Genomic DNA, 24,737 nt, shown 5'->3' with positions numbered 1-24,737 from the left:
CGCTTTTAACTTGTCATTACAGGCGGCTAATGCGCCTCGCCCCAATTTTTCCCCACACCAGCGGAAACTTTTAAAGGAACAGATAAGGAGACCACATTTTCCATCAGGGTACAGATAGTTTCCCTGGCGGATTCGACGCATTCCTGCTTGACCTCAAAGACCAGCTCGTCATGGACCTGCATGATCATCTGGAAGTCAGTATTGGAGGTCTCATTTTGCCATTGAATAATAGCCAGCATTGCTTTTTTAATAATATCCGCCGCAGTTCCCTGCATCGGAGCATTAATGGCGATACGTTCCGCTGCCCGCTGGCGGGTCAGATTTCTGGAGTTAATTTCCTGAAGATGAAGCCGGCGGCCAAAAAGAGTTTCAACATAGCCCTGCTGGTGCGCCAGACGACGGGTTCTTTCCATGTATTCGAGAACACCGGGATACCGTTTGAAATAGCAATCCATATAATATTGCGCATCCTGCCGATCAATGCCTAATTGTTTGGCGAGACCGAATGACGACATGCCATAAATCAAGCCAAAATTGACCGCCTTGGTACGGCGGCGCTGTTCCGGGGTCACTTCATCCAGCGGCACCTGGAAAATTTCACTGGCAGTGGCATTATGAATATCCCAATTATTGGCAAAGGCGGTTAACAGGCTATCATCCTGAGATAAATGCGCCATGATTCTCAATTCAATTTGCGAATAATCGGCAGCGAGGATCACATGTTCAGGCGGCGCAATGAAGGCAGTTCGGATAAGCCGGCCTTCTTCATTACGGATAGGAATATTCTGTAAATTAGGATCACTTGACGATAGGCGGCCGGTTGCAGCCACGGCCTGATTATAAGAAGTATGCACGCGTCCGCTGTCTGGATTAATCCATTTAGGCAGGGCATCGATATAAGTGGATACCAGTTTACTTAAACCGCGGTATTCAAGAATAATGGCTGGCAGGCGATAATCGAAAGCCAATTCCTGTAAAACGGCTTCTGCTGTTGAGGGTTGCCCAGTGGGTGTTTTACTGATGGCAGGCAGTTTCAACTGATCAAATAATATTTCCTGCAATTGCTTGGGCGAGTTAAGATTAAAAGGGCTTCCTGCAATGGCAATAGCCTCGGTCTCCAATTCAAGAATACGTGCTTTTAAACGTAAGCCATGTTCAGCCAAGGCATGGGTGTCAATTAAAACGCCTTTTCTCTCGATATCTGCCAGCACGCTGAGCAAGGGGATTTCAATTTCGCTGAAAACGCTTCTAAGCGGCTGATCCATCATTCCGTAAAGGATTTCATGGAGTTTCAAATTCAAGCTGGCATTTTCCGCGGCATAATAAGCTGCTTTTTCAATTGGAATTAAATCAAAACTCAATTGCCGGGCGCCTTTTCCAGCAATCGCTTCAAGACCAAGCGGCTTGTGGCCAAGAAATTTAAGAGACAGCGAATCCAGATCATGAGTTCCGGCTGAGCTGTTTAATATATAGGATTCAAGCATGATATCAAAGGCAATGCCTTGCAGTGTAATACCATAGTGCTTAAAAATCGTATAATCCTCTTTCAGATTATGTCCAAGTTTGGCAATCAGCGGATTTTCCAAAATGGGTTTCAAACCTGCAAGAACGTTTTGCAGCGATAATTGTGTACTGCTTTCCTGGTGAGCAATCGGTATATAAACCGCATCCGATGCCTCGATAGCAATGGAAATACCCGTAATTTCTGCATTAATGAATTGATTGGTTTTTGTTTCAGTATTAATACAAAATCGTTTGCAATTAGCCAGTTGGCCTAATAATGCCTTGAGTTTTTCTTCAGAGGTAATAATCTCAAAATTCGGTTTGGCGCTTTCTTCACCACTCTCCTTTGCATTGGCTTCGCTTTGTTGCAGGAGCTCCTTGAGCCAGCCTTTGAATTCCATTTCCCGTACTAACTCGATAAGGCGGCTGTCATTTGCTTTGACGATGCGCAAATCGCTTAACAGCACCGGTAATTCAACATCGGTTTTGATAGTGACCAGGCGCTTGGACAAAGGCAGATGAGCGAGGCTCTCTCTTAAATTATCGCCAATTTTGCCGCTTATGCTGTCAGCCTGAGCGATAAGGTTATCCAGAGTCTTAAATTGCTCAAGCCATTTTACCGCCGTCTTGGGTCCGCATTTATTCACCCCTGGAACATTATCAATGCTATCGCCAATCAGGGTAAGGTAATCAATGATTTGCTCAGGAGTCACTCCAAATTTGGCCTTAACTCCCTCGATATCCAGGATCTGTCCAGTCATCGTGTTAACCAGGGTTACATTGGCATTGACTAATTGCGCCATGTCTTTATCGCTGGTCGAAACAATAACGGAAATATTCTGCTCGGTGGCCAATCGTGCCAGAGTGCCAATCACATCATCCGCTTCAACCCCCTCAATTGTCAGCATCGGGATGCCCATCGCTTCAAGAAGGCTGCACAGCGGATCAAACTGGCAATACAGATCATTGGGCATCGGGGCCCGGTGTGCCTTATATTCCGGATACCACTCATCGCGAAATGTTTTGCCTTTGGCGTCAAAAACTACAGCAAATTGCGAACTGGGGTAGTCTTTTAACAAACGCTTAATCATATTAGCCACACCGTAAACCGCACCGGTAGGCATGCCTTTGGAATTTGTCAAAGGCGGAAGGGCATGGAACGCGCGAAAAAAATAGGAAGATCCATCGACAAGAATTAAAGGATCATTCATCGTTGTTCTCATATTGGTTAAGCCGCTCATCTAATGCGTTTACTTTTTCACTAAGCGCCCTAAGATTTTTACGCATGATCGGTATTCGAGTCACCGACAGTTCCTGCTCGATAGCTTTATCCTTGGGACGGGCAGGATTGCCAAGATAAATATTGCCCTGCTTTAAATGTTTTCGTGGTGGTACGCCTGCTCTGGCGGCAAGGATTACCCCATCGTCAATGCGCACGTGATCGCTAACGCCGACGTTAGCCGCAAAAATTACATTATTTCCACTGGTAGTGCTGCCGGCAATGCCAGTAAAGGCACAAAGGATATTGTTTTTTCCAAGTTTAACTGAATGGGCAACCTGAACCAGATTATCAATTTTGCTTCCTTTGCCCACGACAGTCGAGCCAAGTGTTGCTCTGTCAACCACCGAGTTAGCGCCAATTTCCACATCGTCTTCAATGATTGCATTGCCGACATGCGGAATCTTAAGGTGCTCACCATCTGTAAAAGTATAGCCGAAACCATCAGACCCAATCACTGTTGAGGCATGGATGCTTACTCGATTCCCCACTATGGAGTGATCGTAAATAGTGACTTGTGGATGAATCACGGTATCAGTGCCTATTTTTACCGATTGCCCCACATGAACATGGCTTTTAAGGATAGAGCGATCGCCAATCACTGATCCGGCGCCTACTACCACAAACGGCCCAATCACCACATCTTTCCCGATAATCGCTGTTTTATCAATGACAGCGCTTGAGTGAATACTGGCTTGCAATCTGGGCGCAGGATAAAACAGATGGATTAGTTCAATAAAGGCTTTTAACGGATTATCGACCTGCAGCAATGTTTTGGATGCACTGCTGGTCTGGCGGTTAACTAAAACGGCAGCAGCTTCCGATTGCTCGGCAAGATAGAGGTTGTCTTTTCCTTCAGCAAAAACCAGAGCGCCAGGGATGATATTATCAATAGGTGATAACTGAGATATTGGAATAGTCATATCACCCAAAACAGTACCATTCAGCTTTTGAGCTAACTCTGACAACGTAACATTCATTGATTATTCTACCAATCACGCAAAATGTTTGGAATTATAACGCTATTGCAGAGTTTTGTCGTGGTTTAGATTCCAAGTTCTGCAGCCTTCTCATTTTTTGGCTGTAGAACTGGCTAGTCTGCACAAATTTTAATTAATTGAACAGGAGATATGGAGCAAGCAGAACTATTAAGATTGCATTATCGAAACATATTTGCTAATTGAAACAGAGCGGGTTTATTTTGACCCTGCATCTTAACACACATGTTACACAGGGAGATTTTTTATGAAGAACACAGTGTCCTTATTTGCCGGGTTGACTTTAATGGCAGGTATGCTATCAGCACATGCAGAAACTGCGATTATTAAAACCTCTCAGGGAACCATTACCTGCGAATTATTTTCAGAACAGGCACCCAACACAGTCGCTAATTTTGTAGGTTTGGCAACCGGTACAAAAGAATTTAAAGATCCAAAAACCGGTGAAATGGTCAAACGTCCTTTTTATGATGGCTTAACCTTCCATCGCGTGATTGCCGGTTTTATGATCCAGGGTGGCGATCCCCTTGGCAACGGCACCGGTGGACCTGGCTATCAGTTTGATAATGAAAACACCAATGCCAGTTTTGACAAGCCAGGTGTGCTGGCAATGGCTAATGCCGGCCCAAACACCAATGGCAGCCAATTTTTTATTACCGTTGCACCCACTCCTGCTCTGCAAGGCAGTTACAATGTGTTCGGCCAGGTCACTGCAGGACAAGACGTCGCTGACAAGATTAGTCAGACGGCCACCGACTCACAGGATAAACCGGTAACCCCTGTGGTAATTGAAAGTATTACTATTCAAAAATAGCCAGGCAGAAGGGGGTTTATAATCAACCCTCATCCTGACCCTCTCCCAACTTGGGAGAGGGATTTTCTCTTAAAAGGAGTCTTCCTTAATAAGTCCTCTCTCCCCTTGGGAGAGAGTTAGAGAGAGGGGTTTATCTACTGAACAGGCCGGAAATTCAAAGATCTTGCTTAAATTATCTTATAAGCTCTATATCTTGGAAAAAAAAATGTTTAGGATCTTAGGTTTAGCTTCTTTTCTGTCTTCCAGGAATTATTATGAGATGTGCTGTGACTCAATGGGTCAGTTTATTTTTATTTTTACACGGGAGCTGTGCGATTAGTCAGGAAAACCCATTCTCGATGTTGTATTCGTTTGACTATTACCTGGGCAGCGCCCCGCAAAATGCCTTAATCATTAGCAAGGATCAAACCTTGTATGGCCATACAGATTCCTTTATCTATCAATTCAAACTGAAGTCTGCCAAGGATGAACTGGGGATATTGCAGGAAGCAGGTAAACAGCGCGACGGGGCGCGTTTGAACTTCACCGGAGAATTAACGCTGGATAAGGAACAGCAATTTCTTTATGGAGTACGCAATGGCTTTCTGCAGGGCGATGTTTTTAAAATGAGCATTGATGGGCGTTTCTTTCAAGTACTCCATGAGGCCGACATCGAAACACGCTATGCAGATGGTTATGATTTGAAAGGCGGGTTAGTCTTAAGCCCTGATGAGCACTTTCTTTACGGTGCCGCCGAATCTGGGGGGCTTGGAAATGAACCGCGCTCTACTTCCGGTGTTATTTATCGAATTAGTCTGGATAATTCCTTGCAGCCTGCTTATGAAGTCATTCATGCCTTCAAAGGTCAGGAAGATGAAAACGGTTCGGCACCGGCTGCAAGCATGGCACTGAGCCGGGATGGTCATGACTTATATGGGATTACCAGCTTGGGCGGCAGTAAAAAATGCGGCAGCCTGTTTAAGATAGAGAATGCGGATTCAAGTGAACCCCATTTTAAGCATTTACATTCATTTGATTGCAACAATGAAGCAGACTCCCGAAATGGCGGCATTCCTGAAAAAATTATCTTAAATGAAAAAACGCAGGCTATTTATGGGATTGCTTATAAGACCAGCCACTGGAATAACTCCGGAATCATTTTCAAGATTGATTTATCCGATGAATCCTGTTCGTCTACTGTATTGCATGAGTTTAGCGTTCATGACGGCATCCATCCGCAAGCTCTAGTTCTTAGCCCAAATGGTAAAACACTTTTTGGCGCGACCAATTATTTTGGTTCGACAAAGTCCAATTATGGAACCATCTTCAAATTAGACCTGGAAGAGCCCAAATCAGGGTTTGAAGTACTGCATGTTTTTACAGGGGCAAATGGACAACCAATGAATCCCGGTTCAGGATTATGCCTGGCCGCCGACACGCTTTATGGAGTGACCGAATTTGGCGGCAAACATGGCTCTGGTGGATTGTTTGAGATTAGCCTCTAAGCTATAGAGGCTAAGGGATCAATAGACTCTTCTTAACAAGAGAGCGGCATTGGCTCCACCAAACGCAAAATGGTTCGAGAGAGCGATATCAATGCGTTTGGAACGTGCCTGGTTTGCCACATAATCCAAATCACAGGCTGGGTCTGGATTGTGAAGATTTATAGTTGGCAAAAGAATGTCCTGCTGCAGGCTTAAGGTGGTTGCTATAATTTCCATTGCTCCGGCTGCACCGATGGCGTGTCCCGTCATCGCCTTTTGGGCAGTGATAGGGATTTCATAGGCGCGTTCCCCAAAAACTGCTTTGATGGTTTCGGTTTCAGTCAGGTCATTTAACTGGGTTCCTGTGCCATGTGCATTGATATATTGCACATCACCTACTGATAATCTGGCATCGGCAAGTGCTGTTTCAATCGCCCTGGTTTGCCCTTTCGTATGCGGGGCAGTTACATGGTAGGCATCACAACTGGCGCCAAAACCAATAATTTCCGCATAGATGGTGGCGCCTCGTGCTTTGGCGTGTTGCAATTCTTCTAGAACCAGAATGCCGGCGCCATCGGCCATCACCATGCCATCCCGTTCTTTATCAAAAGGCCGGCAGGATAATTGAGGTTGTTCATTTTGGGTTGACATGACTCGCAGCTTGCACCAGGCTGCCATAATCGATTCCCATAACAGCGATTCGGTTCCGCCGCACAAAGCAAGCGCAAGCCTGCCATGCGCAATATGCTGATAAGCAGTGCCAATGGCTTCCGCCGAGGACACACAGGCATTGGAAATAGTGGAATTTGGGCCGCCAAGACCAAAGGCGATTGCCACAAAATTGGCAATGGAATTGGGCATGCCGCGAATAACGCTTAATGCAGGTATCTTTCTCCAGCTTTGCTTATAAAAGGATTCATAAGCGCTTTCCAATTCTGGCGTACCGCCTACACTGGTGCCTATAAATGTACCGGCAAGAGATAATTCCTCAGGCGTAAGTCCTGCGCGCTCAATAGCATGGTGCGCGCAATATAGTGCATACTGCGCTGCGCGTGGGTAACGTTTGCTTTTGTCAAACTCGGGCAGATGATCCAGTGACAAATCAGTCACTTCTCCCCCAATCTGGGTGGGATAGGGGCTGGGATCGTAATGCTGAATCCGCCGAATCCCGCAGCGGCCTGCCACTGCAGCTTCCCAAAAAGCGTCTAAACCACAACCTATAGAGGAGACAAGATCCATCCCCGTAATAACAACACGTTTTTTCATGCCACACCCTTAGGCGCTATCCATAAGCGTAAAAGGCAATACTAAAGTGGCCGTTGAAAATCTGTCAAGCTGAATTCTTGAAATCAGCAGGAATCGTCGCTGAAATGACTTCTTTCCAGTAAAGTCTGTATTTTTTCTATATTGATGACCCAATAATCATAAACGCTGGCGATTTTAAAATCATGCCGCAGATAGAGATTTAATGCGTTTTGATTAGTGGTTTCAACGTCAAGCGTTAATTTATATACTTCCTGCATCAACGCCTTGTTAATGCAATAAGCCAAAAGGGTGCTTCCGAAGCCCTGTCCCTGGAATTCAGGTAAAATGGCGATATCTGAAAAAGTGGCCTTATCATTTTGCCAGTGAATATGTGCTTTGCCGATTGGCTGCTCGCCCTTTATTGCCAGATAGATGCTGTAATCCGGATCATTCATTATCTGGATGAAGCGCTCAATATTACTGGGAACATCCATTTTAAAAGCAGAGTTATCAATTTCGCACAATAATCCGGCGTCATCAAAAACCGCTTTCCTAAAAGAAAGCGCGGAATGATTGACAAGGATGGGCTCATAACTTTGCCTTTGCATGTGATAATCGCTCTGCTGATAGTTAAATCCCAGAGGGCCAAGCCAGGACTCATTGAATTTATGGCCCATTGAAAAAATAAGACGCTTCATTTTTTTTGACTGGAGAAGCGGCAAGATATTAAAAAGCAGTTTGCTGGCCAGGCCCTGGCGGCGAGAACCGGGTTCTACCAGTATACTCACTTCGCAAGCGTCCTCATAAAAGAAGTAGACGCTTAAAAAAGCAACCAGCCTGTTATCAACATAATATAGAATATTATTGGCTGTTTCTCGTTTCTGTCTCAGAATATGCGGGTAGAAACTTGGCAGTCCGCCATCAATGGCCTTGCATCTGTTTTTGAGGTCAGTCAATGCATCCATTTGCATTTCGGTTAACTGATAGGTTCTGAGAAGCATACGGTACTCCGTGTTCAGATTCTAATTAGTAAATTATAAACATTGCCGCTGAAAAGTGTGTATCTAAAGCGACAATTTTCCTGGTAATTGTTTAAAGCATCATTCAGTTTTTGAACAGGGGATATCATTCATCGGAGGCATGACCAGCAGGATGAATAACACTCGCAAGCTGTCGAGGATGCTGTTAGCAGGGAGTTTGCTTCGTCCCTTTGCTCTGTCAATGAAGGCGATAGGATACTCCATGATTCTGGCCTGTGTTTTATGCAGTGACCAGAATAATTCCAGCTTATAGGCAAAATCATTGGAAATAAATTGTTCGGGCAAAGCCCTGTTTAATACCTGCGAATGGCAGGCTCTAAAGCCGCTGGTAAAATCTTTGTATTGGCTGGTTAATATGGTCTGGCATAACCAGTTCCCCGCTTTGGATAACAGTCGCCTATACCAGCCCCAGTTTGAAGGAATACTTCCACCCGCAATATAGCGGCTTCCTACAACCACATCATAATTAGCTAACTGCTCTACCATTGGCAGCAAATAATGAGGTTGGTGCGACAAATCGGCATCAAATTCAATAATTATGTCGGCCTTTAGGTCGCTCAGGGCATAACGCATCGCTTGCATATAGGCTGAACCTAGTCCTGTTTTGCAAGGTTCTGTTTTCAAATAAAGGCGGGGATACATGCTTTGCAGGCGCAGCACGATTTCCCGGGTCTGGTCTATCGACCCACTGTCAAAAACCAGGACATAAAAAACCAGCGCAGAGCTGGAGACTGACTGGAATACCTGATGGAGTGTTTTTTCAATGGTTGCTGATTCATTAAACGTTGGAATGATGATTACCGCCGATCGAATGCTCATAGTTATTGTGTAGCTTTAAATGGTTTCTGCAAAACAGTATTTATACTATATTAACTGCGCCTTTCTCCATACCTGACCATCAAAATGCTTAATGGCCTGCTTTTTCTCGAATATGCTGTTCAAGTGCTGATTATCGGCGGTCTAAGCACGCTTTTTTTTGATTTTATCCATGTAGCCTTTCATTTATGCCTGAAATCTACTAATAGCCGATTGAGGCGTATAGGCCGATGGCATCTCAGGCATCATCAGTTTTTGAATACCCGGCTTAAAATCAACGCCGATTTATGGTCTGACAATTTAATCTATCATGCAATCCCCGAGTTTCTCATTCAGATAATAGGTTGCTTATTTTGTCTCTTCTTTTTTTCAGCAGGGGCTGTTTTGAGCACAATTGTGATTGAAACATGGTTTTTCCTTATATCCGTTTACAGGAAAGGAGTGGACAGGAATCATTCGCCCGCAAAGCCTATGCCTGCCTGTCCAGGCGGTTTGCTGGTTACACCGGAGTATCATGCTTTGCATCATATTTTTCCTGATCGCTACTTCGGTTCAATATGCCGGCTAATTGATTATTTTCTGGGAACTGGTTGTCAGATCGCCAGAAAAAAAATTATGTTAACCGGGGCAGGCGGTGCTTTGGGGGGGGCTTTTAAACTGCAGCTTGAAAAAGAGGGAGCTTTCGTGAGCACGCCGTGTTTTGGAGTCGACTATCACTATGATGATTATGAAAAAATGATTCCGCTGTTAAAGCATACTGATATTCTGGTGCTTTGTCATGGGTCCAAATATCAGTTTGCCCAGCAAGCAAACTGTGATTCATTTATTGCAATAATTGAACTGTATAAACAGGTAAAAGCGAAGGCTCTTTATCCGGCGGAAGTATGGGCGGTTGGTTCAGAGATTGAAATACAGCCTTGCTTCGGAAGAGAAAAGATAAAAGACTATGCGCAGTCTAAGCGAAATTTCGCCAAAGCAGCACGCGTCTATTTCCATGAGCGGGATATTCTGTATCGGCATATGATCTATTCCCGCTTTACTTCGTCTATGGGAAGAGGTTTCATGAGCGCTGATTTTGCCGCCTGGGCCAGCCTCTTTTTAATTAAGCGAGGATTCAAATATATTCCGGTGACGTATACTGGTTTAGCATTTCTGAATTATTTTCGTTTTTTATTAAAGCCATCCTGTTTTATTCTGAACAGGAAAAAGAATTAATGTCATTCTCTTCATTATTGAATATTGCTTTGATATATTGCTGTTTCGCGGAGGATAGGGAGATCATTAATGGCTGTAAAAAATAGTTTTCATTGCTTGTTAAGCGCTTGCCTGATGAGCTCCTTTCATGCGGCAACCGCCGGCAATATGGGTACTTCAGTACCTCCATCTTTCTACCATCCCCGGATAATAGTTCAGGCTGGCGGTTTCTGGCCTTCATTCGGGCGCGCCCAGGATATTAACATTGTCGATTTGGCAGGAGATCATTTTTCGGTAAGCGATCATTCACGTTTTAAAGGGCTTGCTGGTCTTGGTATCTACTTCAATGCGCTTGAGCGCGAACAGTTCAATGTTTCTTTGGGTGTGAATACTGTTTCCTTCGCACGGACCTCAGTAAGCGGGATTGTCACTCAGGAGCAATTATTTACAAATCTTGCCTATCGTTATTCAGTCAGCAATTGGCCTGTCTATCTGGCCGCCAAAGCGGATGTTACAGGTTTTAGCGACAACTATGCACTAACACTTGATGCCGGAATAGGGCCCAATTTCAGCAAAACCAGCCGTTTTGACGAAAGCTCCATTGATGGCGGTATCACCTTGCCTGACTATGCTTTTTCCGGACGAACCAGCACGGTGTTGAGCGCTATGGCGGGAGTCGGTATCAAGTGGAATAATGTGTTCGGTCAACTGCCCCTGGAGTGCGGTTATCGGTATTTTTATCTGGGGCAGGGACGATTTAACCGGTTAAGCGATCAATTATTGAATACCTTAAATACGGGTCATGGCCATGCCAATGCGATCGTTTGTGCAGTGACCATTTAATCTCATCAGGACTATGAAATGAAGAAAGTATTGACGCTGATTGGCTTTTTAATAGCAGGTTTGTATAGCCAGAGCTGCCTGGCTATTCCCGGATTATTTTTTAATATAGCGGCCAGCGGCGAGGCAGCCACTGTCAATATTACCCTTTGTCTTAATGGCGTCGCTCCGCTGTCATGTCAGAATTACAATGTTTCGGCATTGAGTCTGAGTATTGCCACAACTATTCCTAATCATCTCTATCCCTCTGCCGGTATTAAAATTAATACACCCGGTTTTAGCCTTGCCAATCTGGGCATTGAGTGTCGCCTCATAGCGAATGGCTATTGTATTTTTTCCGTCAGCAACCTGAATCCGGTTAAAATTACCCTGAAAAATAATAACACACCGCCTCCACCACCACCTCCTCCTCCACCGCAAGCGTTTACTGTGGGTGGGAGTGTCAATGGTTTGGCTAGCGGCAGCTCGCTGGTATTGCAGAACAATGGCAGCGATTCATTGCTGATTAATGCCAATGGTTTATTTACCTTCTCAACGGTCCTGCCGCCGGGAACTAACTATGCGGTCACAGTGCGGGCGCAGCCTTCGACACAAATTTGTACGGTCAGTAACGGCACAGGTACGATTGGCAACACGGCTGTCACTAATGTCGTGGTAAGCTGCAGCAGTTTTGTAAAAACCTTCAGAGCCGTTGGACGACGGCTGGTGGGCGGCATAGCTGCACCAGTTGCTTACAGTTCCTCCGATAATGGAAATACATGGACAGGCGGAGGGCTGATTCCGGTGAATGATTCAATTTTGCTGCTCACTTCTCTGGAGGATGTCGCCTGTGATCTGTCTGGCCAGACTTGTGTCGCCGTAGGTCAAATAGGTAATTCGATGAATACTGGCAGCACTTCGATGGGTTACTATGTTTCCTCATCCACTGCCGGTATATGGCAACCCTCTGCATTTAATACCGCACCCCCGGGCACCGATTACATTCTTTCAAGCCCGGCCTGCGATGGTCAGATTATTGATTGTCTTACTGTAGGCAAATACGCCCCCCAGATTAACCCATTGACAACAGCGCCTTTGAGTTTAAGCTCGGGCAATGGGGGAGCAGACTGGAATCAAACCGCGACTCAGGCGGCTCCAAGCAATAATCTGGATGGCTTAAATGGGGTGTCCTGCGATGCGGCGACTGGTCTGCACTGCATTGCAGTGGGCAGCTCTCAGGCGGTGACTCCCAGCAATACAGTAAGTCCTGTAAGTTATGTTACTCTGGATGGTGGTGCAACATGGAGTAGCGCTAATATCTTCTCCTCGAATGGCCAGCTTAACAGTATTGCCTGTGATGCGGGTGCTTTACGTTGCATTGCTGCAGGGTTTCGTATTGTGCCTTCCGGAATGGGAGCTGATAATTTTCCAATGGCATTCCTGACCGTTGACGGTGGAAACTCCTGGAGCAGTCTGACTCTTCCTTTAACAGCAGGCATTATATTGAATGGGATATCCTGTGATGTAACAGGCCAATTGTGCAGTGTCGTCGGCACACAGACAATCTCCGTATCATCCTCTGTTCCCGTGGGATATACCACCACGAATGGCGGTATAAGCTGGACAGCCTCCAGCTTTTTTGGAGGAACTGTCGTTTCATTAGCGGTATTGAATGATGTAGCCTGTTATGCCGATGGAATCCATTGCGTTGCGCTCGGAACCAATGGCAACAATACGGCTTTGGCTTATCATACAGTGGATGGAGGAATTAGCTGGATTGCAGCGGCCACTCCTCCTCAAATCCCGGCTGGTAATACTGGAGTCAATATTTTGGGCGCGGCTTAATGGCAGTGACGGGACCACAGGGTTCTGCGGAATAAACCCGCAAAACCCTGGATGCGCACCAGGCTGGGCTAAAGGCTATTCTGTGCAGGAAAGTAGTTGATGAGTTGTTCACCGGATTTGATTGCAGAACCATTGAGGTCGTTTGAGAAGCATGTGGATAGTGCCTTGCTACAAGAATCAGGACTGACAGGATTTAGCGTTCTGTATTTTTTTATTGTCCTGCTTTACTTCCTGCCCTTTTCCTATCATCCCAATATGCGCTCCCCCAATGAATTATGCCGGCTCTGGCAAACGATTGCGATTGTGGATAATCACAAGCTAAGTGTTAATGAAGTCCTTGAAACGCACGGGATGCTTGGCGATTTGTCTTTTTATAAGGGACTTTATTATCCGAGTAAGGCGCCATTCTTATCACTGGCAGCGGTTCCTGTTTACGGGGCTCTCAAAGTCATTAGCCCCGGCGATGATGAAGTGACACTGGTATACTGGGCCCGAGTTTTTGTAACACTTTTACCTACCTTAGGATTGATACTGCTGCTGAGACGTTTTCTATTGCATTATGTATCGGCTGCTATCGCAGACGGAGTAGTCACTACGTATGCCTTGGGTTCTCTCGCATTTAGTTATTCCCTGTTGTTTATGAGCCATCAATTGGCTGCGACGTTTCTTTTTCTGGCGTTCTACAGCGTCTGGTATCATTTGCGCTCGGGCTCAATGAAGGCTTTACTGTGGGGTGGCGGCGCTTGCGGTGCGGCGCTGATGACCGAATATACAAGCGTGTTGGGTATTTTGGGAATCGCTGCTTTTTTAACATTCGCCCGCCACAAGGCAACTGATTTCTGCTGGAGGGACGTATTAAAAAGGCTTGGCTTTATAGCGATTGGCTCCTTACCATTCCTGGCGGGCCTAATGAGCTATCACGCGATATGTTTTGCCGGCCCGCTTGACTCTGGATATCAGCATCTTATTGATATCGCATCTCGAGAATTTCACAGGGGCGGTTTTTTGGGAATCAAATTGCCCGACTTGACCGCCTTTGCAGGATCATTTTTTTCGCCTCTTTGTGGATTGTTCACTCTATCGCCTTTTCTTTTGCTGGCAATTCCGGGAATCCAGGTTTTAAGACGGCAAGTGAATGGTACAAAAGAGCAGGCTTTATTAGGATTTACTGTCCTGTTATTAGGTTTGTATACCTATTTCACCTCCTCTTTTTCTTATGAATCCTGGCAAATGGCTACAGGGCCGCGTCATCTAACGCCACTGGTTGTATTTCTAGTATTGCCGGTTGCGCTCTGTTTAGAGCATTTACGGCAGGAAAGCTCTCTATCATTCACAATAGCCATTGCGTTATGCGCTCTGTCGATTCTGAATGTCGGAATGCTAAGTTTTGTCAATTACATCCCTTTAGTTGGAGATAACGCTTTATTTGGCTTGGTTATTCCCTTGTTTACCAGCGGCTATCTGCCGCCCAATGTGCTTGACTGGACCGGAATTTTACCCAATCCCTTATCTGGTGTTTTATTGTTTTTCTTACTGGCTCTCGCCGCCTGCCTGGTTGTTCGCCGCTTTTTGAGCGGATCTGCGATTAATTTTAAAAAGGCAATAATGAGCATTAGCTTGCTTGGATTACTATATTTTTCAGGACTCTGGCTATTCCAGTTTAATAAGGAGGAAAACCAAAAAATGGTATATTATATCAGCACCTTGTGGGCTAAATAGTTAGCAGAACCTAAGCATTATCAGGAAGAATGAATGTCGTTACCAATTCGGATGTTGTTTGTTTTTGTTTGCGGGCTGTATCTCTTTGCATTTCCTTATTTACCCAAATGGGCTCCGCCTAATGAGATTTCCCGTCTCGCCGAAACCATTGCCATTGTGGATCATCATCAGTTGAGCATCAACGAAGTGATTAAGCAATATGGAACGATAGGGGATTTGTCTTTTCATAATGGCCATTATTATTCAACCAAGGCGCCTTTGTTAGGACTCGCTGCGGTTCCTGTCTATGAAGTGTTGAAAAAAACCTGTTTTGCAGAGCAGGAGATGGATTTCTCGGTGCTCGTTTATTGGGCTCGTTTGTTTGTTACTATTTTGCCAACCCTTGGTATCCTGATTTTACTTAACCGCTTTCTTAGAGCATATGTGTCTGCGTCTGTGGCCAGCGCGGTGGTGGCGACTTATGCCTTGGGAACACTGGCCTTTAGTTACTCCTTACAATTCATGAGCCATCAAACGGCAGCTAATCTGCTTTTCCTGGCTTTTTACGTGTTATGGCGTCATTTGCGCAATGACTGGTCACTTAAAGGGGTTCTGATTGCAGGGATGGCTGGCGGGGCGGCGCTGATGGCGGAGTATCCTGCCGGCTTTGGTCTGGTGGCGATTTTGTTTTATGCAGCGCTCAGTTGTCTGACGAGTATGGATACAGTAAAGGAAGGTTTCTATAAATTGTTTCACATCGCAGTGCGGGTAAGTTTTGGGGCTGCTCCATTCTTGGCGATGTTAATGACTTATCACTGGTTGTGCTTTGGCAGTCCATTCGAGAGCGGCTATAGCCACATTGTCGAGCCGGCTTATCGCTCGGTGCATGGCAGCGGTGTGGGCGGCGTTTTCCTCCCGAATGGCGAGGCTCTCCTGAATTCTTTCTTTTCGCCTCTGCGCGGATTATTTGTTTTGGCACCGTTTCTTCTTCTGGCATTCCCGGGTCTTTATCTTCAATGGAAAAAAATCAAGTTAGTATCTGCTAATGACCGTGCTGTTTTTTGGTTCACCATCATTACATTCCTTAGCTATAGCTACTTTACGGCGTCTTTTTCTTACGAGGGCTGGGGATGGTCTACGGGACCGCGTCATATCACCCCGCTGGTGATCTTTATGCTATTGCCGATTGCCCAGTTGCTGCAATATGTAAGAGACAGACAAAGATGGTTCTCTCTGGGGGTTGCCAGCGGCTTGTGCGTCATCTCCATGTTCGTTACTGGTTTACTGAGTTTTATTGATTATATTCCTGATTTTATCAATAACGCTCTGTTTGATCTGGTATTTCCAATGTTCAGGGAAGGGTATTTTCCTCTGTCGGTATTCTCATTTTTTCATTGGCTGCCCCAGAGCATTTCAGGCGTTGTTTTGATGGCTGCATTATTAATCGCCATGATGTTGGTTTTATTTCTTTTAGTCCGTCCTGAAAAAAAGGCGGAAAACCATCATCCTGTTCTTTTTTCCGGGGCTGTGGCCAGCCTTGTTTGCTTTGTCTATCTTGGAGTATTATGGCAAACACAAGGGGATGAGGCGCAATCACAAATTGCGCTGACCATCATAAAGTCACTCTGGGTTGATTTGGCATAGAGTCAACGGCTGTTAGTACTATGATTTTTCATAACAAAATTTCTGTGATTGCCCCCATGTACAATGAAGAAGCAATCATTGAGAGTTTCCTTAAAAAAACGCTGGCCGTGCTGCAATGCCATTTTACAGATTATGAAGTCATTCTGGTGGACGATGGGTCTACTGATCGCAGTTTGGCCTGCTGCACCCCCTTTATCAAAAGCAATAAAAATATACGTCTTCTGGCTTTTTCGCGTAATTATGGGCATGAAATTGCTTCTACAGCCGGCCTGGATCATGCCAGTGGCGATTATGTAATTTTAATGGATACGGATCTCCAGCATCCACCTGAGCTGATACCGGAGATGATGGCGAAAGCAGCTGAAGGTTACGATGTCGTCTGTGCCCGGCGCGTCAATCGGGCGCATGAGCCTCGGTTAAAGCGTTTTCTGGCGAAAATATTTTATCGGCTCACCAGCAAAATGACCGGTTTTGATATGCAGGAGGACACCGGAAATTTTCGCCTGCTAAGCCGTAAAGTGGTCGACTCGCTAAAAAAAATGAAGGAAAGTAATCGCCACTTACTCATGCTGTTTGCCTATGTCGGATTTAAAACAGCAACGATTCCTTTCCACTGTCCACCGCGACAGGGAGGAAGCAGTAAATACAACTTAAAGAAATTAATCAATTTGTCCTTAGACTCTATTATTTCCTTCTCTGCTCGCCCCTTGCGTGCCATGTCGGTTTTATCTTTTCTGATTAGTCTGGCCATGATGAGTTATGCCGGATTCACATTAATAGGCAAATTATTCAACCCTTCCGGCAGCGAAGGGCTTGTTTCTATTCTTTTCTTTATATCGATTTTGTTTTCCGTATTATTCCTGTTTCTGGCAATAATTTCCGAATACATCAGCCGCATTTTGGTGGAAACTAAAAATCGGCCGCTTTATTACATCAAACAGGAAATAACCCAGGAGACCATCGAGCATGGGTTTTAGGGAAATACTCTTATGTGCAGATGATTATGGACAAAATGCGGCTATTTCCGAAGGGATTAGACAATTAGCTGCAGGCGGAAGAATCAACGTCATTAGTTGTCTGGTGAATTCCCGGCACTGGCGGGATTCTGCGGTTTCTTTAACGCAGAACTGCAATGAAATGTATCTGGGTCTGCATTTGAATCTTAGCTTTGGTTACGCCTTAAGTCAGGCATGGCGCCGTCGATATGGCCTTGATTTTAAGGGCTTGGGCTGGCTTCTTATCCAGAGCTATACGAGAACGCTTGATATTAACAGCGTGCAGGCTGAAATCAATGCCCAGTTAGATTGCTTTATTGAAACCGTAGGAAGGTTGCCCGATTTTATTGATGGTCATCAGCACTGTCAGCAATTGCCGCAAGTGAGGGATCCCCTGTTTGCAGTCTATAGCAAAAGAAAACTATCCAGTTATTGCCGTCACAGCAATGTGAACTGGCAGAATGCGTTCACTAGCCCACGGTTTATTAAACAGCAATTGATTGCTTTATTAGGCGGACGGTATTTTTACAGGCAATTACAAATTCAAAACATTGCGACTCATACCAGTTTTTCGGGCAGTTATAACTTTTCCAAAGCCGCACATTACCGACATTATTTCCAACAGTTTTTACGTCAAAGCGCTTGTCAGGGCCTAATTATGTGTCATCCGGGAATGGTTTCTACTGATCCAGAAGATCCTTTGCATCTATCACGTATTCATGAATTCAATTATTTGATGAGTAATGAGTTTCTAAACGATTTGCAGGCAGCGCAGTGCAGCCTGAAAAGAAGACAAGCCCCTCGCTAAAAGTGCTCGGGAAAGGAGGAGCTCTGCCTTAGTTTGTCAACCGAGGATTAGACCTTCATTACGCGTCTCTTCAATCCTCAGCTGTTCAGAAAATATCACTGAATATTTTTTTGCCAACTTCTCCATGTCATTCGCGGTCGTCAACGCATTCCTTGCCGCGTCTGGTATTAAACACTTATTGGTTTCAATGTTTTTTCGCCACAAAGGAATTTCCTGCAAAAGGAAATCAGCAAAGTCCTTTGCGTCATCCAGATTGCACACTTCTTTTTCAAAAGAACGGGTTGAACACAATCGGGGAAAGCATCGATCGCCATATTCCTGGAAGCGAACTGCCTCTTCCTTTGAGAGTGCCCTTGAGAGTGTAAAGACCATATTGTCAGCCTGCAGGCAGCAATAGGCCACCACAAACGTTTTGATTTCATCGGAAAGTACACTGTCTTTCTCTAGCTGATGACTTACTGAAAAGTCATAAAATGCCTTGATATGAGAATTAAACTGTTCAAAATGATCACCATAATCCAGTTCTGCGTTAAGTCCACTGTCTAATGCTTCCAAAGTCAGCCTGATTAATTCCGGATACTGCTGGCTGTTCAGCGTTTTATTGATTAAGTTACTTGAGATATTAAGACTAAAAGTGTATTTGTCAGTTGCATTTGCGGACTCTTTGACAATTTTCTTTTTTGCCAGCTCGACCCTGTCATTAGCGCGTGATAATTTGTTAACTAAAGAAGTACAATTCTCTCTTGTGCAAGGTACATTATTGACGAGGAAAAATTCCACATCATGTTCATATTGCTTATCGATGAACCGGCTTTTCCAAAAAGAATACATCTCTGACCTCCTGTCAATTGCAGTGTTTTATAGTATTACGATGTCATTCCTTGATCATGATTCTGTATGATGTGGTATTAGTCCATAACTCGTCAAGTTACGAAACCCCATGAATGAACCAGCGTGTCGAAACAGTGAAGGGCCAATTTCCGCGAAGGTGAAAAAAAGGTGCCTCGTTCACTCTGCGAATACCTGGCAGTTAAATAATCCTGTTAACAGAATTTTGACAATCTGTTTCCTGTATAAGAAAATCCATTCAAATTGATACAACGTCATCTCAAGTTTGACTATCTATTGCGAAAGGACAACTAATGAAAGCGAAAATGGAACACTCTGTGCTAACGGAATTTAAAAAAGCAGTTTCTGAAGGCGATTTAAAACAATGCCAGAATCTATTGGCAAATTATGCCAGTTATGAAAAAGAATTAATTACTGCTCTCAAGTCCTCGGAAATATTAAAATTAAAAGAATTAACGCGTTATGATAGTCAATTTGATGGCGTGACCTCGGTGCCTTATCCACCAGAAACTGCGAAAGATTACTTCAAAGAAACGGAGGAGTATTACTATGTTGTCGATGAAAAATACGCCGAACGTTTTAGAAAAATCCCTCCGAAAGCGTCTTTTGTTGAGTGCTTTAATTTAATTAATAGTTTACGAGTTAAATATGGCTTTCCTTCTTATGAAAAAAAATCTGAAGACAGGATAATCCCTGAAGCATGGCCTTGTCCTCAGAAAATGGATTTGGATATGGTTAACTATTCTTATGCCTGTATCCTTAAAGGAACCCGCGGTTCAGTACCCGCCAGGACATTGCCCGCCAGCCTCGTTGCGCATGACATCGAAAAACAATTCCTTAATTCCAGAACTCATTGGCCTGTACAAAGGTCCGAACAAGAAACCCGTGCTCTTGCTTTTTTTAATGAATTTGTCCTTAAAATGCTATCACCCGATCGCAAAATAGAGGAAAAAAAGGATGATTTATCTCCTGATCAAACTGGCAATCAGCTCAATTAGTAGGGTAAATGAACAAGTTTTTAAACTGCTTGCTCTGTACATTTGGAGTGCTATGGGTTTAAATGCATGCCATTTGGATAGTTAATTTTTCATCTATGTTTTTTGATGACACGTATTTGAATTACAAGGCAAGAGTGAGTTACTCTTTGTTTCGCATTGAAGATTTTAATGAAACAGCTGCTTTCATCAAGGCTAATCGAATTTTAATAACTGGCAGAGACTTGGCCGATTATGTGTTAGAACCAGAGAATTACAAATATGCGATCATCGCCAGAATAAAAAATAGCATTGTGGGCATTGCCTTATTTACAGATTTTGAATCGGAAGTATTCATAAATTGCCTGTTTGTAAATCCTGTACATCGATTTAAGGGGATTGGCTCAAATTTATTGAAAGAATTAAAAGCGTTTATGGGGCAAAGAGCAGTTACTTATTTAGATACAAGTAATAACTACATGCCCTGGATGGATGCTTTGGATGTTTCTAATAAAGCAGCAATGATAAATCAATTGGGCTCATTTTATAAACCAGGGAGGTGATAGCCAGAGTAATTTTAAGATCCTTACAAAAAGACAATTCCCCTAGCCTCCTGGTACACAGCGTGTTGATAAAGCCTGCTCCTGCTCCTGCTTCTGCTTATGCTCCTGCTGATGCCTGGCGACCTCTTCGCGGCATGCCCTGATTTTATCCTCTTTCCTGTAATCGCCGAATCCTTTCAGATCTGCAGCGGTCTGGCCCAGATGGTTCTCGATGCTGCTATCAACTCTAGAGTCTTGCAGCAGGCGTTTAACACATTCGAGATGGCCGCGTTCCACTGCATCATGAAGAGCGGTGTATCCCATATTGTCCTGTTGATTGGGATTCAGTTTCTTCTCTTTAAGAAAGAGTTCAAGAACATTCAGATCATTGATAGAGGTCGCCCAAAACAAATGCGGCTCCGTAGAGGAAGTGGTTTTATTCATATCAATTCCTGACGTGTTCAACAGGAGTTGCACAAGTTCAAATCTTTTAGCGTAATCCTGGCCTTCTGTTCCAGCCAGGTTGTGTATAGCTTCCATCAGGGGGCTTGTACAAAAAAGATTGCTCGAGTGAAATACGTTTATCTTATCAAAAGTAAGCAAAGCGCCGCGGATAGCAGGCAAGTCATTCTTTCGAATTGCAATAATCAGATAGTCGATATCTTCTTTAGCACTCTCTTTATACTGGCTTTGAAATTGCTTGAAATATGCACAATCGGTGTTGCTTTGTGTGCTCCCAGCCTTAATTTTCTGTCGTAAAGGCTCATCCTCTTTCACCATTTTAGTCAGTGAATCGCCGCGATAGGGTTTACAGAACAGGGTGCCTGGATAGTTCATTAACAATTCGGCTGTGTCTTTACGGGCTTTTTTAAGCGCCAGATACAAGGGAGTTATGCCATTAACATCTCTTGCAGCAGGATGTGCGCCACCATAATAGATTAGAGAACGCAGGTTTTCGTTATGGCCCCCATTTGCAGCCGCATGAACAGCCGAGCGGCCACTGTGGGTGTGTTTTTTTACAGCCTCAGGATGATACTCCATTATCGCTTCCAGAATCTTCGGATCTTTTGTAGCGGCATAATATGCCGTGTGTTTACTGGCCTTTGCCCCTTGGTTGAGCAAGGCAAGAACCAGATCCAGCCGATTCTTTCTTACTGCATTGTCCAGGGCATTGTCAGGCTTTACTCCATCCACACTTGCTCCAGCACTTACCAGAAGATTAATCATCTTCACAGATTTCACCAGGCAAAGAGGTTCATCGTCAAACCAGTTTTTTAAATTCACGGCTTTCGGGAATAGCCCAAGCAAAGAGGAGGCAAGGGATATATTGTCATTCAGTACAGCAATATGTAACAGATGATAGCCCTGAAACGTTTGTTCCTCAGAAGACCATGATTTTATTTCATCCAAATCATCTGCAGTGATCTGATTTTTAAGAAAGCGATCCAGAATTTGTCGGCGCCGGTTTGAACCAGGGTCAAGAATAATAGAAAGGGCCTGCAGTTGTTCGTCGAATTTTTGGGTCGATTCGCCATTGATAATCAATAGCCATCGTTTAATCATGAATTCAGTTTGCAGGATATCCTGACTGCTTGCAGAAGTAAAATGCTCTTTTATCAGTGTGCCTATCAGTTCCAGCTTATTCTCAACCAATAGTTTTTGATTGATTAAACGCATTAAAATATGCGGCAGGGCTGCATTTTTAGCATGACATGAAAGATATTCTTTAAGAAAAAACTGTTCAAAAAACTCGATACTGTCTTCATAAATACGATTGGCAATCTCCGGGGGTAAAAACAGGCGATATTTGGTTTTCAGAGCAATTAATTGGCTGTAGAGTCCACAATTACCAACCGTTTGAAAATCTTCACCATGACCTTGATTGAACTCCAAACCGAGGATTTCATGTAAATTCTGTTGAATATAAGTTTTATTTTCTTTTCTGTTATTCTGCTGATAAAGCCTTCTGAATACCGTGTCCGTTAATTGATCAGGCCTGGTTATTTTGTATGCTTCTGTGGTGGCATCAGTACTGCAGCCTCCTGCGTTATTGCGGTACAGGTCATCTTGCTTAATGATAAGGTTTATTGCATGCCCCGACCACCCCGTGACTATTTCGACCCCTCCACTCTGGATATCTGATAAAATCGAGTCTGTAAAATTGTCTGCTTTTGGCGAATAGCCTAAAAAGGGGGTAGCGGCAAAGAAATAACGCATCGCTTTGACGGTCATGTTTCTTACCTGCCGAATTGCTTCTAACTGCTCATGATGTGCTCCACTGCTCTCACAATGCGACACATAGGCATTCATTAAATGTACCATGAAGGGAGTCGTCTCATGGCTGAAGGAACCAGTTAGTTTTTTAAGTTTATTATTCGCGGGTATAGAACCATTCAGTGAAAATAAATGACCAAACATGGTTGTATCGGTTTCAAATGTGTCTGCTCGTTTACTACGAAGGAATTGCTCTTCCCAGGCCAGAGCGGTCGAGTCAAAACAATCAATTGGTATGCCGAGCAGTTCAAATATCTGTAATCCTCGTTGCCTTTCTATTGAGCCTTCTTTTGTCAGTCTCTCTATATAGCGAAAAATTTGATTAAAATCGAAATCTGCTCTTATTTTTTTAAGATAATTTGCGATATCCTGCTTGCGGATGTCTGAGGAAACAATCGTTGTCATTACGAGTAAATATTCAATGTCAATATCAATTTTAGCGCGCAGGAGTCCATCAAATAAAATATCCATTTCATCAGTCGATATCCGAAAATTCTGGAAGTCATTAATGCAGTCTATGATTAGTTTTTTAATAAATTCACTACTGTCTGGTAGACCCTTGCATAGCTCAAGCAAAACGGGAAATTCTGCTCTGACGACATTATTACGCTTTCTGAGAAGCCTTCCTAATATTGATTCACCATTATGATATTCTGCATGCAGTGCAGAAGGCTGCAGCTTAAGAATTTCGATTATGAATTCTGTACGTCTGACTTTAAGTTTAATCAAATCAAATACTGTCTTGCCCTCAGAATTTTTATGCGCAAGATCAATCCCTTTTTGAATCAATTGCCTTGCAGCATCCTGGGGATTATTATGGTAACGGACCACCAGTTGCAGATAATTATTCCCCTCACTATCCAGGGTTTTTATATTAAATGCCGGTAGGTTAATGCAGAGCTCTAACAAAGTATTCAACTCAGATTGAACGCTGTAATTCCGGCTTTTAATTAGCTCCGCTAATATTGTTTTACCGTTTCTATAGCTTTCGAGTAAGGAGGAGGGATGAAGTTTAAGGATTTCAAGCAACAATAGAGTATTAGCATACTCTGAGCGCCCGGCTTTGTTTTCAATAATCAGATCAAATACTGAGTTTCCCTCGTTATTTCTATGTGTGACATTAATTCCGCTCTGAACCAGTAATTTTGCAATGGCATCAGCCTTCATATTGCAGTGAAGAATGGTGAGCTGGAGATAATTATTTCCTTCATTATCCAGCATGTTGATATTAAATGTGGGGTGCTTAATAAATTGGTTTATCAGATCGACATTCTTGTAGGAGTCATCCGATAAAATGCAGGCGAGGGCTGTTTTTCCCTCTGGATTTTGAACATTAATATCAGTTTTTGTGTTAGTTACTATAGCTTCCAACTGCTGCACATTAGATAATTTCAGTTCACAAATCAGATGGAGCAATACAGAGTTATGCTTAGAGGTTCTTTGGTTAGGATCAAACTTTGGATGTCTTAATAAAACCTTATATAAATCGCGTACTGAGTAAGAGCTTGAATTACAAACAAGCTCAAAAAGACTATAGCCGTCACTGCCCACTTTTTGCTGAATATCAAGGCATTCAGATTCAAGCAAATGTTTCAAGGTATCATCAGAAAAAGTCGAGCCAATTTCCAAATAACAAGTTAGAAAAGATCGCCCTTTCTGATCAACAATATTTGGATTTCCACCTGCTGAAATCAGTTGCTCAAGAAATTGGTAAAAATTATATTCTTTTACATGTCTTGAGAGCAGCAATAGATGAAAAATAGAATCGCCTTCCTCTGTACGTTCATTAACAGAGAAATTTTCCTGAGAAAGAACAGTTAAAATTTCAAAAGGGTTTTGTACTTTATTGAGAATCTCCAGGAGCTTTTCTGATTTCATGTTGCTTTCCATTCAGCTTCAATTTTCGACTGAATGATACCAGAGCAATATTAAGCTAA

General features: G+C 43.7%; 18 protein-coding genes. 11 read left to right on the top strand and 7 right to left on the bottom strand.

Going from position 1 to position 24,737, the window contains the following annotated elements; all coding sequences use genetic code 11:
* Positions 1-26: 26 nt before the first annotated feature.
* Together polA and lpxD are read right to left on the bottom strand one after the other, a co-directional pair.
* The gene (gene polA, locus DYH61_RS13990; RefSeq protein ID WP_083499182.1) at positions 27-2,714 is read right to left on the bottom strand and encodes a DNA polymerase I; all 2,688 of its coding nucleotides are present in this window, start codon (positions 2,712-2,714) and stop codon (positions 27-29) included.
* Positions 2,707-3,762, bottom strand: coding sequence for a UDP-3-O-(3-hydroxymyristoyl)glucosamine N-acyltransferase (gene lpxD, locus DYH61_RS13985; RefSeq protein ID WP_058507105.1), 1,056 nt, complete (start codon positions 3,760-3,762; stop codon positions 2,707-2,709). The genes polA and lpxD overlap by 8 nt, the downstream gene beginning before the upstream one ends.
* A gap of 265 nt (positions 3,763-4,027) precedes the next feature.
* On the opposite strand from lpxD, the gene DYH61_RS13980 reads away from it, so the two are divergent.
* Both DYH61_RS13980 and DYH61_RS13975 read left to right on the top strand, forming a co-directional pair.
* Complete coding sequence (locus DYH61_RS13980; RefSeq protein ID WP_058507106.1) at positions 4,028-4,594, top strand: peptidylprolyl isomerase; 567 nt, start codon at positions 4,028-4,030, stop codon at positions 4,592-4,594.
* A 254-nt stretch (positions 4,595-4,848) separates the two neighbouring features.
* A complete protein-coding gene (locus tag DYH61_RS13975; protein WP_058507107.1) occupies positions 4,849-6,078 on the top strand; it encodes a choice-of-anchor tandem repeat GloVer-containing protein in 1,230 nt (409 codons plus the stop codon).
* Between the two features lie 18 nt (positions 6,079-6,096).
* Here the strand turns inward: DYH61_RS13975 and DYH61_RS13970 are convergent, their stop codons facing one another.
* The 3 genes from DYH61_RS13970 to DYH61_RS13960 form a co-directional block, all read right to left on the bottom strand.
* Positions 6,097-7,323 carry a beta-ketoacyl-[acyl-carrier-protein] synthase family protein gene (locus tag DYH61_RS13970; protein WP_058507108.1) on the bottom strand — a complete coding sequence of 409 codons (1,227 nt, stop codon included), beginning with the start codon at positions 7,321-7,323 and terminating at the stop codon, positions 6,097-6,099.
* An 83-nt stretch (positions 7,324-7,406) separates the two neighbouring features.
* Positions 7,407-8,303 (bottom strand): GNAT family N-acetyltransferase, encoded by an 897-nt coding sequence (locus tag DYH61_RS13965; protein ID WP_058507109.1) that lies wholly within the window; start codon positions 8,301-8,303, stop codon positions 7,407-7,409.
* A 99-nt stretch (positions 8,304-8,402) separates the two neighbouring features.
* A complete protein-coding gene (locus tag DYH61_RS13960; RefSeq protein WP_058507110.1) occupies positions 8,403-9,161 on the bottom strand; it encodes a polyprenol monophosphomannose synthase in 759 nt (252 codons plus the stop codon).
* 84 nt (positions 9,162-9,245) lie between these two features.
* Here DYH61_RS13960 and DYH61_RS13955 point away from each other — a divergent pair, with 84 nt between their 5' ends.
* The 7 genes from DYH61_RS13955 (at position 9,246) to DYH61_RS13925 (ending at position 18,161) form a co-directional block, all read left to right on the top strand.
* Positions 9,246-10,373, top strand: a complete 1,128-nt coding sequence (locus tag DYH61_RS13955; protein WP_058507111.1) for a hypothetical protein — start codon at positions 9,246-9,248, stop codon at positions 10,371-10,373.
* A gap of 69 nt (positions 10,374-10,442) precedes the next feature.
* On the top strand, positions 10,443-11,195 hold the full coding sequence (locus DYH61_RS13950) for a hypothetical protein (RefSeq protein WP_058507112.1): 753 nt from the start codon (positions 10,443-10,445) through the stop codon (positions 11,193-11,195).
* Positions 11,196-11,213: 18 nt separating this feature from the next.
* Positions 11,214-13,016, top strand: coding sequence for a WD40/YVTN/BNR-like repeat-containing protein (locus DYH61_RS13945; RefSeq protein WP_058507113.1), 1,803 nt, complete (start codon positions 11,214-11,216; stop codon positions 13,014-13,016).
* Positions 13,017-13,115: 99 nt separating this feature from the next.
* On the top strand, positions 13,116-14,735 hold the full coding sequence (locus tag DYH61_RS13940; protein WP_058507114.1) for a hypothetical protein: 1,620 nt from the start codon (positions 13,116-13,118) through the stop codon (positions 14,733-14,735).
* A 33-nt stretch (positions 14,736-14,768) separates the two neighbouring features.
* On the top strand, positions 14,769-16,358 hold the full coding sequence (locus DYH61_RS13935; RefSeq protein WP_058507115.1) for a hypothetical protein: 1,590 nt from the start codon (positions 14,769-14,771) through the stop codon (positions 16,356-16,358).
* Between the two features lie 20 nt (positions 16,359-16,378).
* On the top strand, positions 16,379-17,335 hold the full coding sequence (locus tag DYH61_RS13930; RefSeq protein WP_058507116.1) for a glycosyltransferase family 2 protein: 957 nt from the start codon (positions 16,379-16,381) through the stop codon (positions 17,333-17,335).
* Positions 17,325-18,161 carry a ChbG/HpnK family deacetylase gene (locus tag DYH61_RS13925; RefSeq protein ID WP_058507117.1) on the top strand — a complete coding sequence of 279 codons (837 nt, stop codon included), beginning with the start codon at positions 17,325-17,327 and terminating at the stop codon, positions 18,159-18,161. The genes DYH61_RS13930 and DYH61_RS13925 overlap by 11 nt, the downstream gene beginning before the upstream one ends.
* Before the next feature lie 36 nt (positions 18,162-18,197).
* Here DYH61_RS13925 and DYH61_RS13920 read toward each other — a convergent pair whose 3' ends face one another.
* Positions 18,198-18,992 (bottom strand): hypothetical protein, encoded by a 795-nt coding sequence (locus tag DYH61_RS13920; RefSeq protein ID WP_058507118.1) that lies wholly within the window; start codon positions 18,990-18,992, stop codon positions 18,198-18,200.
* Between the two features lie 311 nt (positions 18,993-19,303).
* Here DYH61_RS13920 and DYH61_RS13915 point away from each other — a divergent pair, with 311 nt between their 5' ends.
* Positions 19,304-20,008, top strand: a complete 705-nt coding sequence (locus tag DYH61_RS13915; protein ID WP_058507119.1) for a hypothetical protein — start codon at positions 19,304-19,306, stop codon at positions 20,006-20,008.
* Positions 20,009-20,103: 95 nt separating this feature from the next.
* A complete protein-coding gene (locus DYH61_RS13910; RefSeq protein WP_058507315.1) occupies positions 20,104-20,547 on the top strand; it encodes a GNAT family N-acetyltransferase in 444 nt (147 codons plus the stop codon).
* 42 nt (positions 20,548-20,589) lie between these two features.
* On the opposite strand, the gene DYH61_RS13905 is transcribed toward DYH61_RS13910, so the two are convergent.
* Positions 20,590-24,678 carry an ankyrin repeat domain-containing protein gene (locus DYH61_RS13905; protein WP_058507120.1) on the bottom strand — a complete coding sequence of 1,363 codons (4,089 nt, stop codon included), beginning with the start codon at positions 24,676-24,678 and terminating at the stop codon, positions 20,590-20,592.
* Between the last annotated feature and the right edge of the window lie 59 nt (positions 24,679-24,737).

This window comes from Legionella quinlivanii (assembly GCF_900461555.1).
In the GTDB taxonomy this organism is placed as follows: domain Bacteria; phylum Pseudomonadota; class Gammaproteobacteria; order Legionellales; family Legionellaceae; genus Legionella_C; species Legionella_C quinlivanii.
The sequence above is the reverse complement of the archived record's forward strand: the minus strand, read 5'-3'. Positions and strand labels throughout refer to the sequence as shown.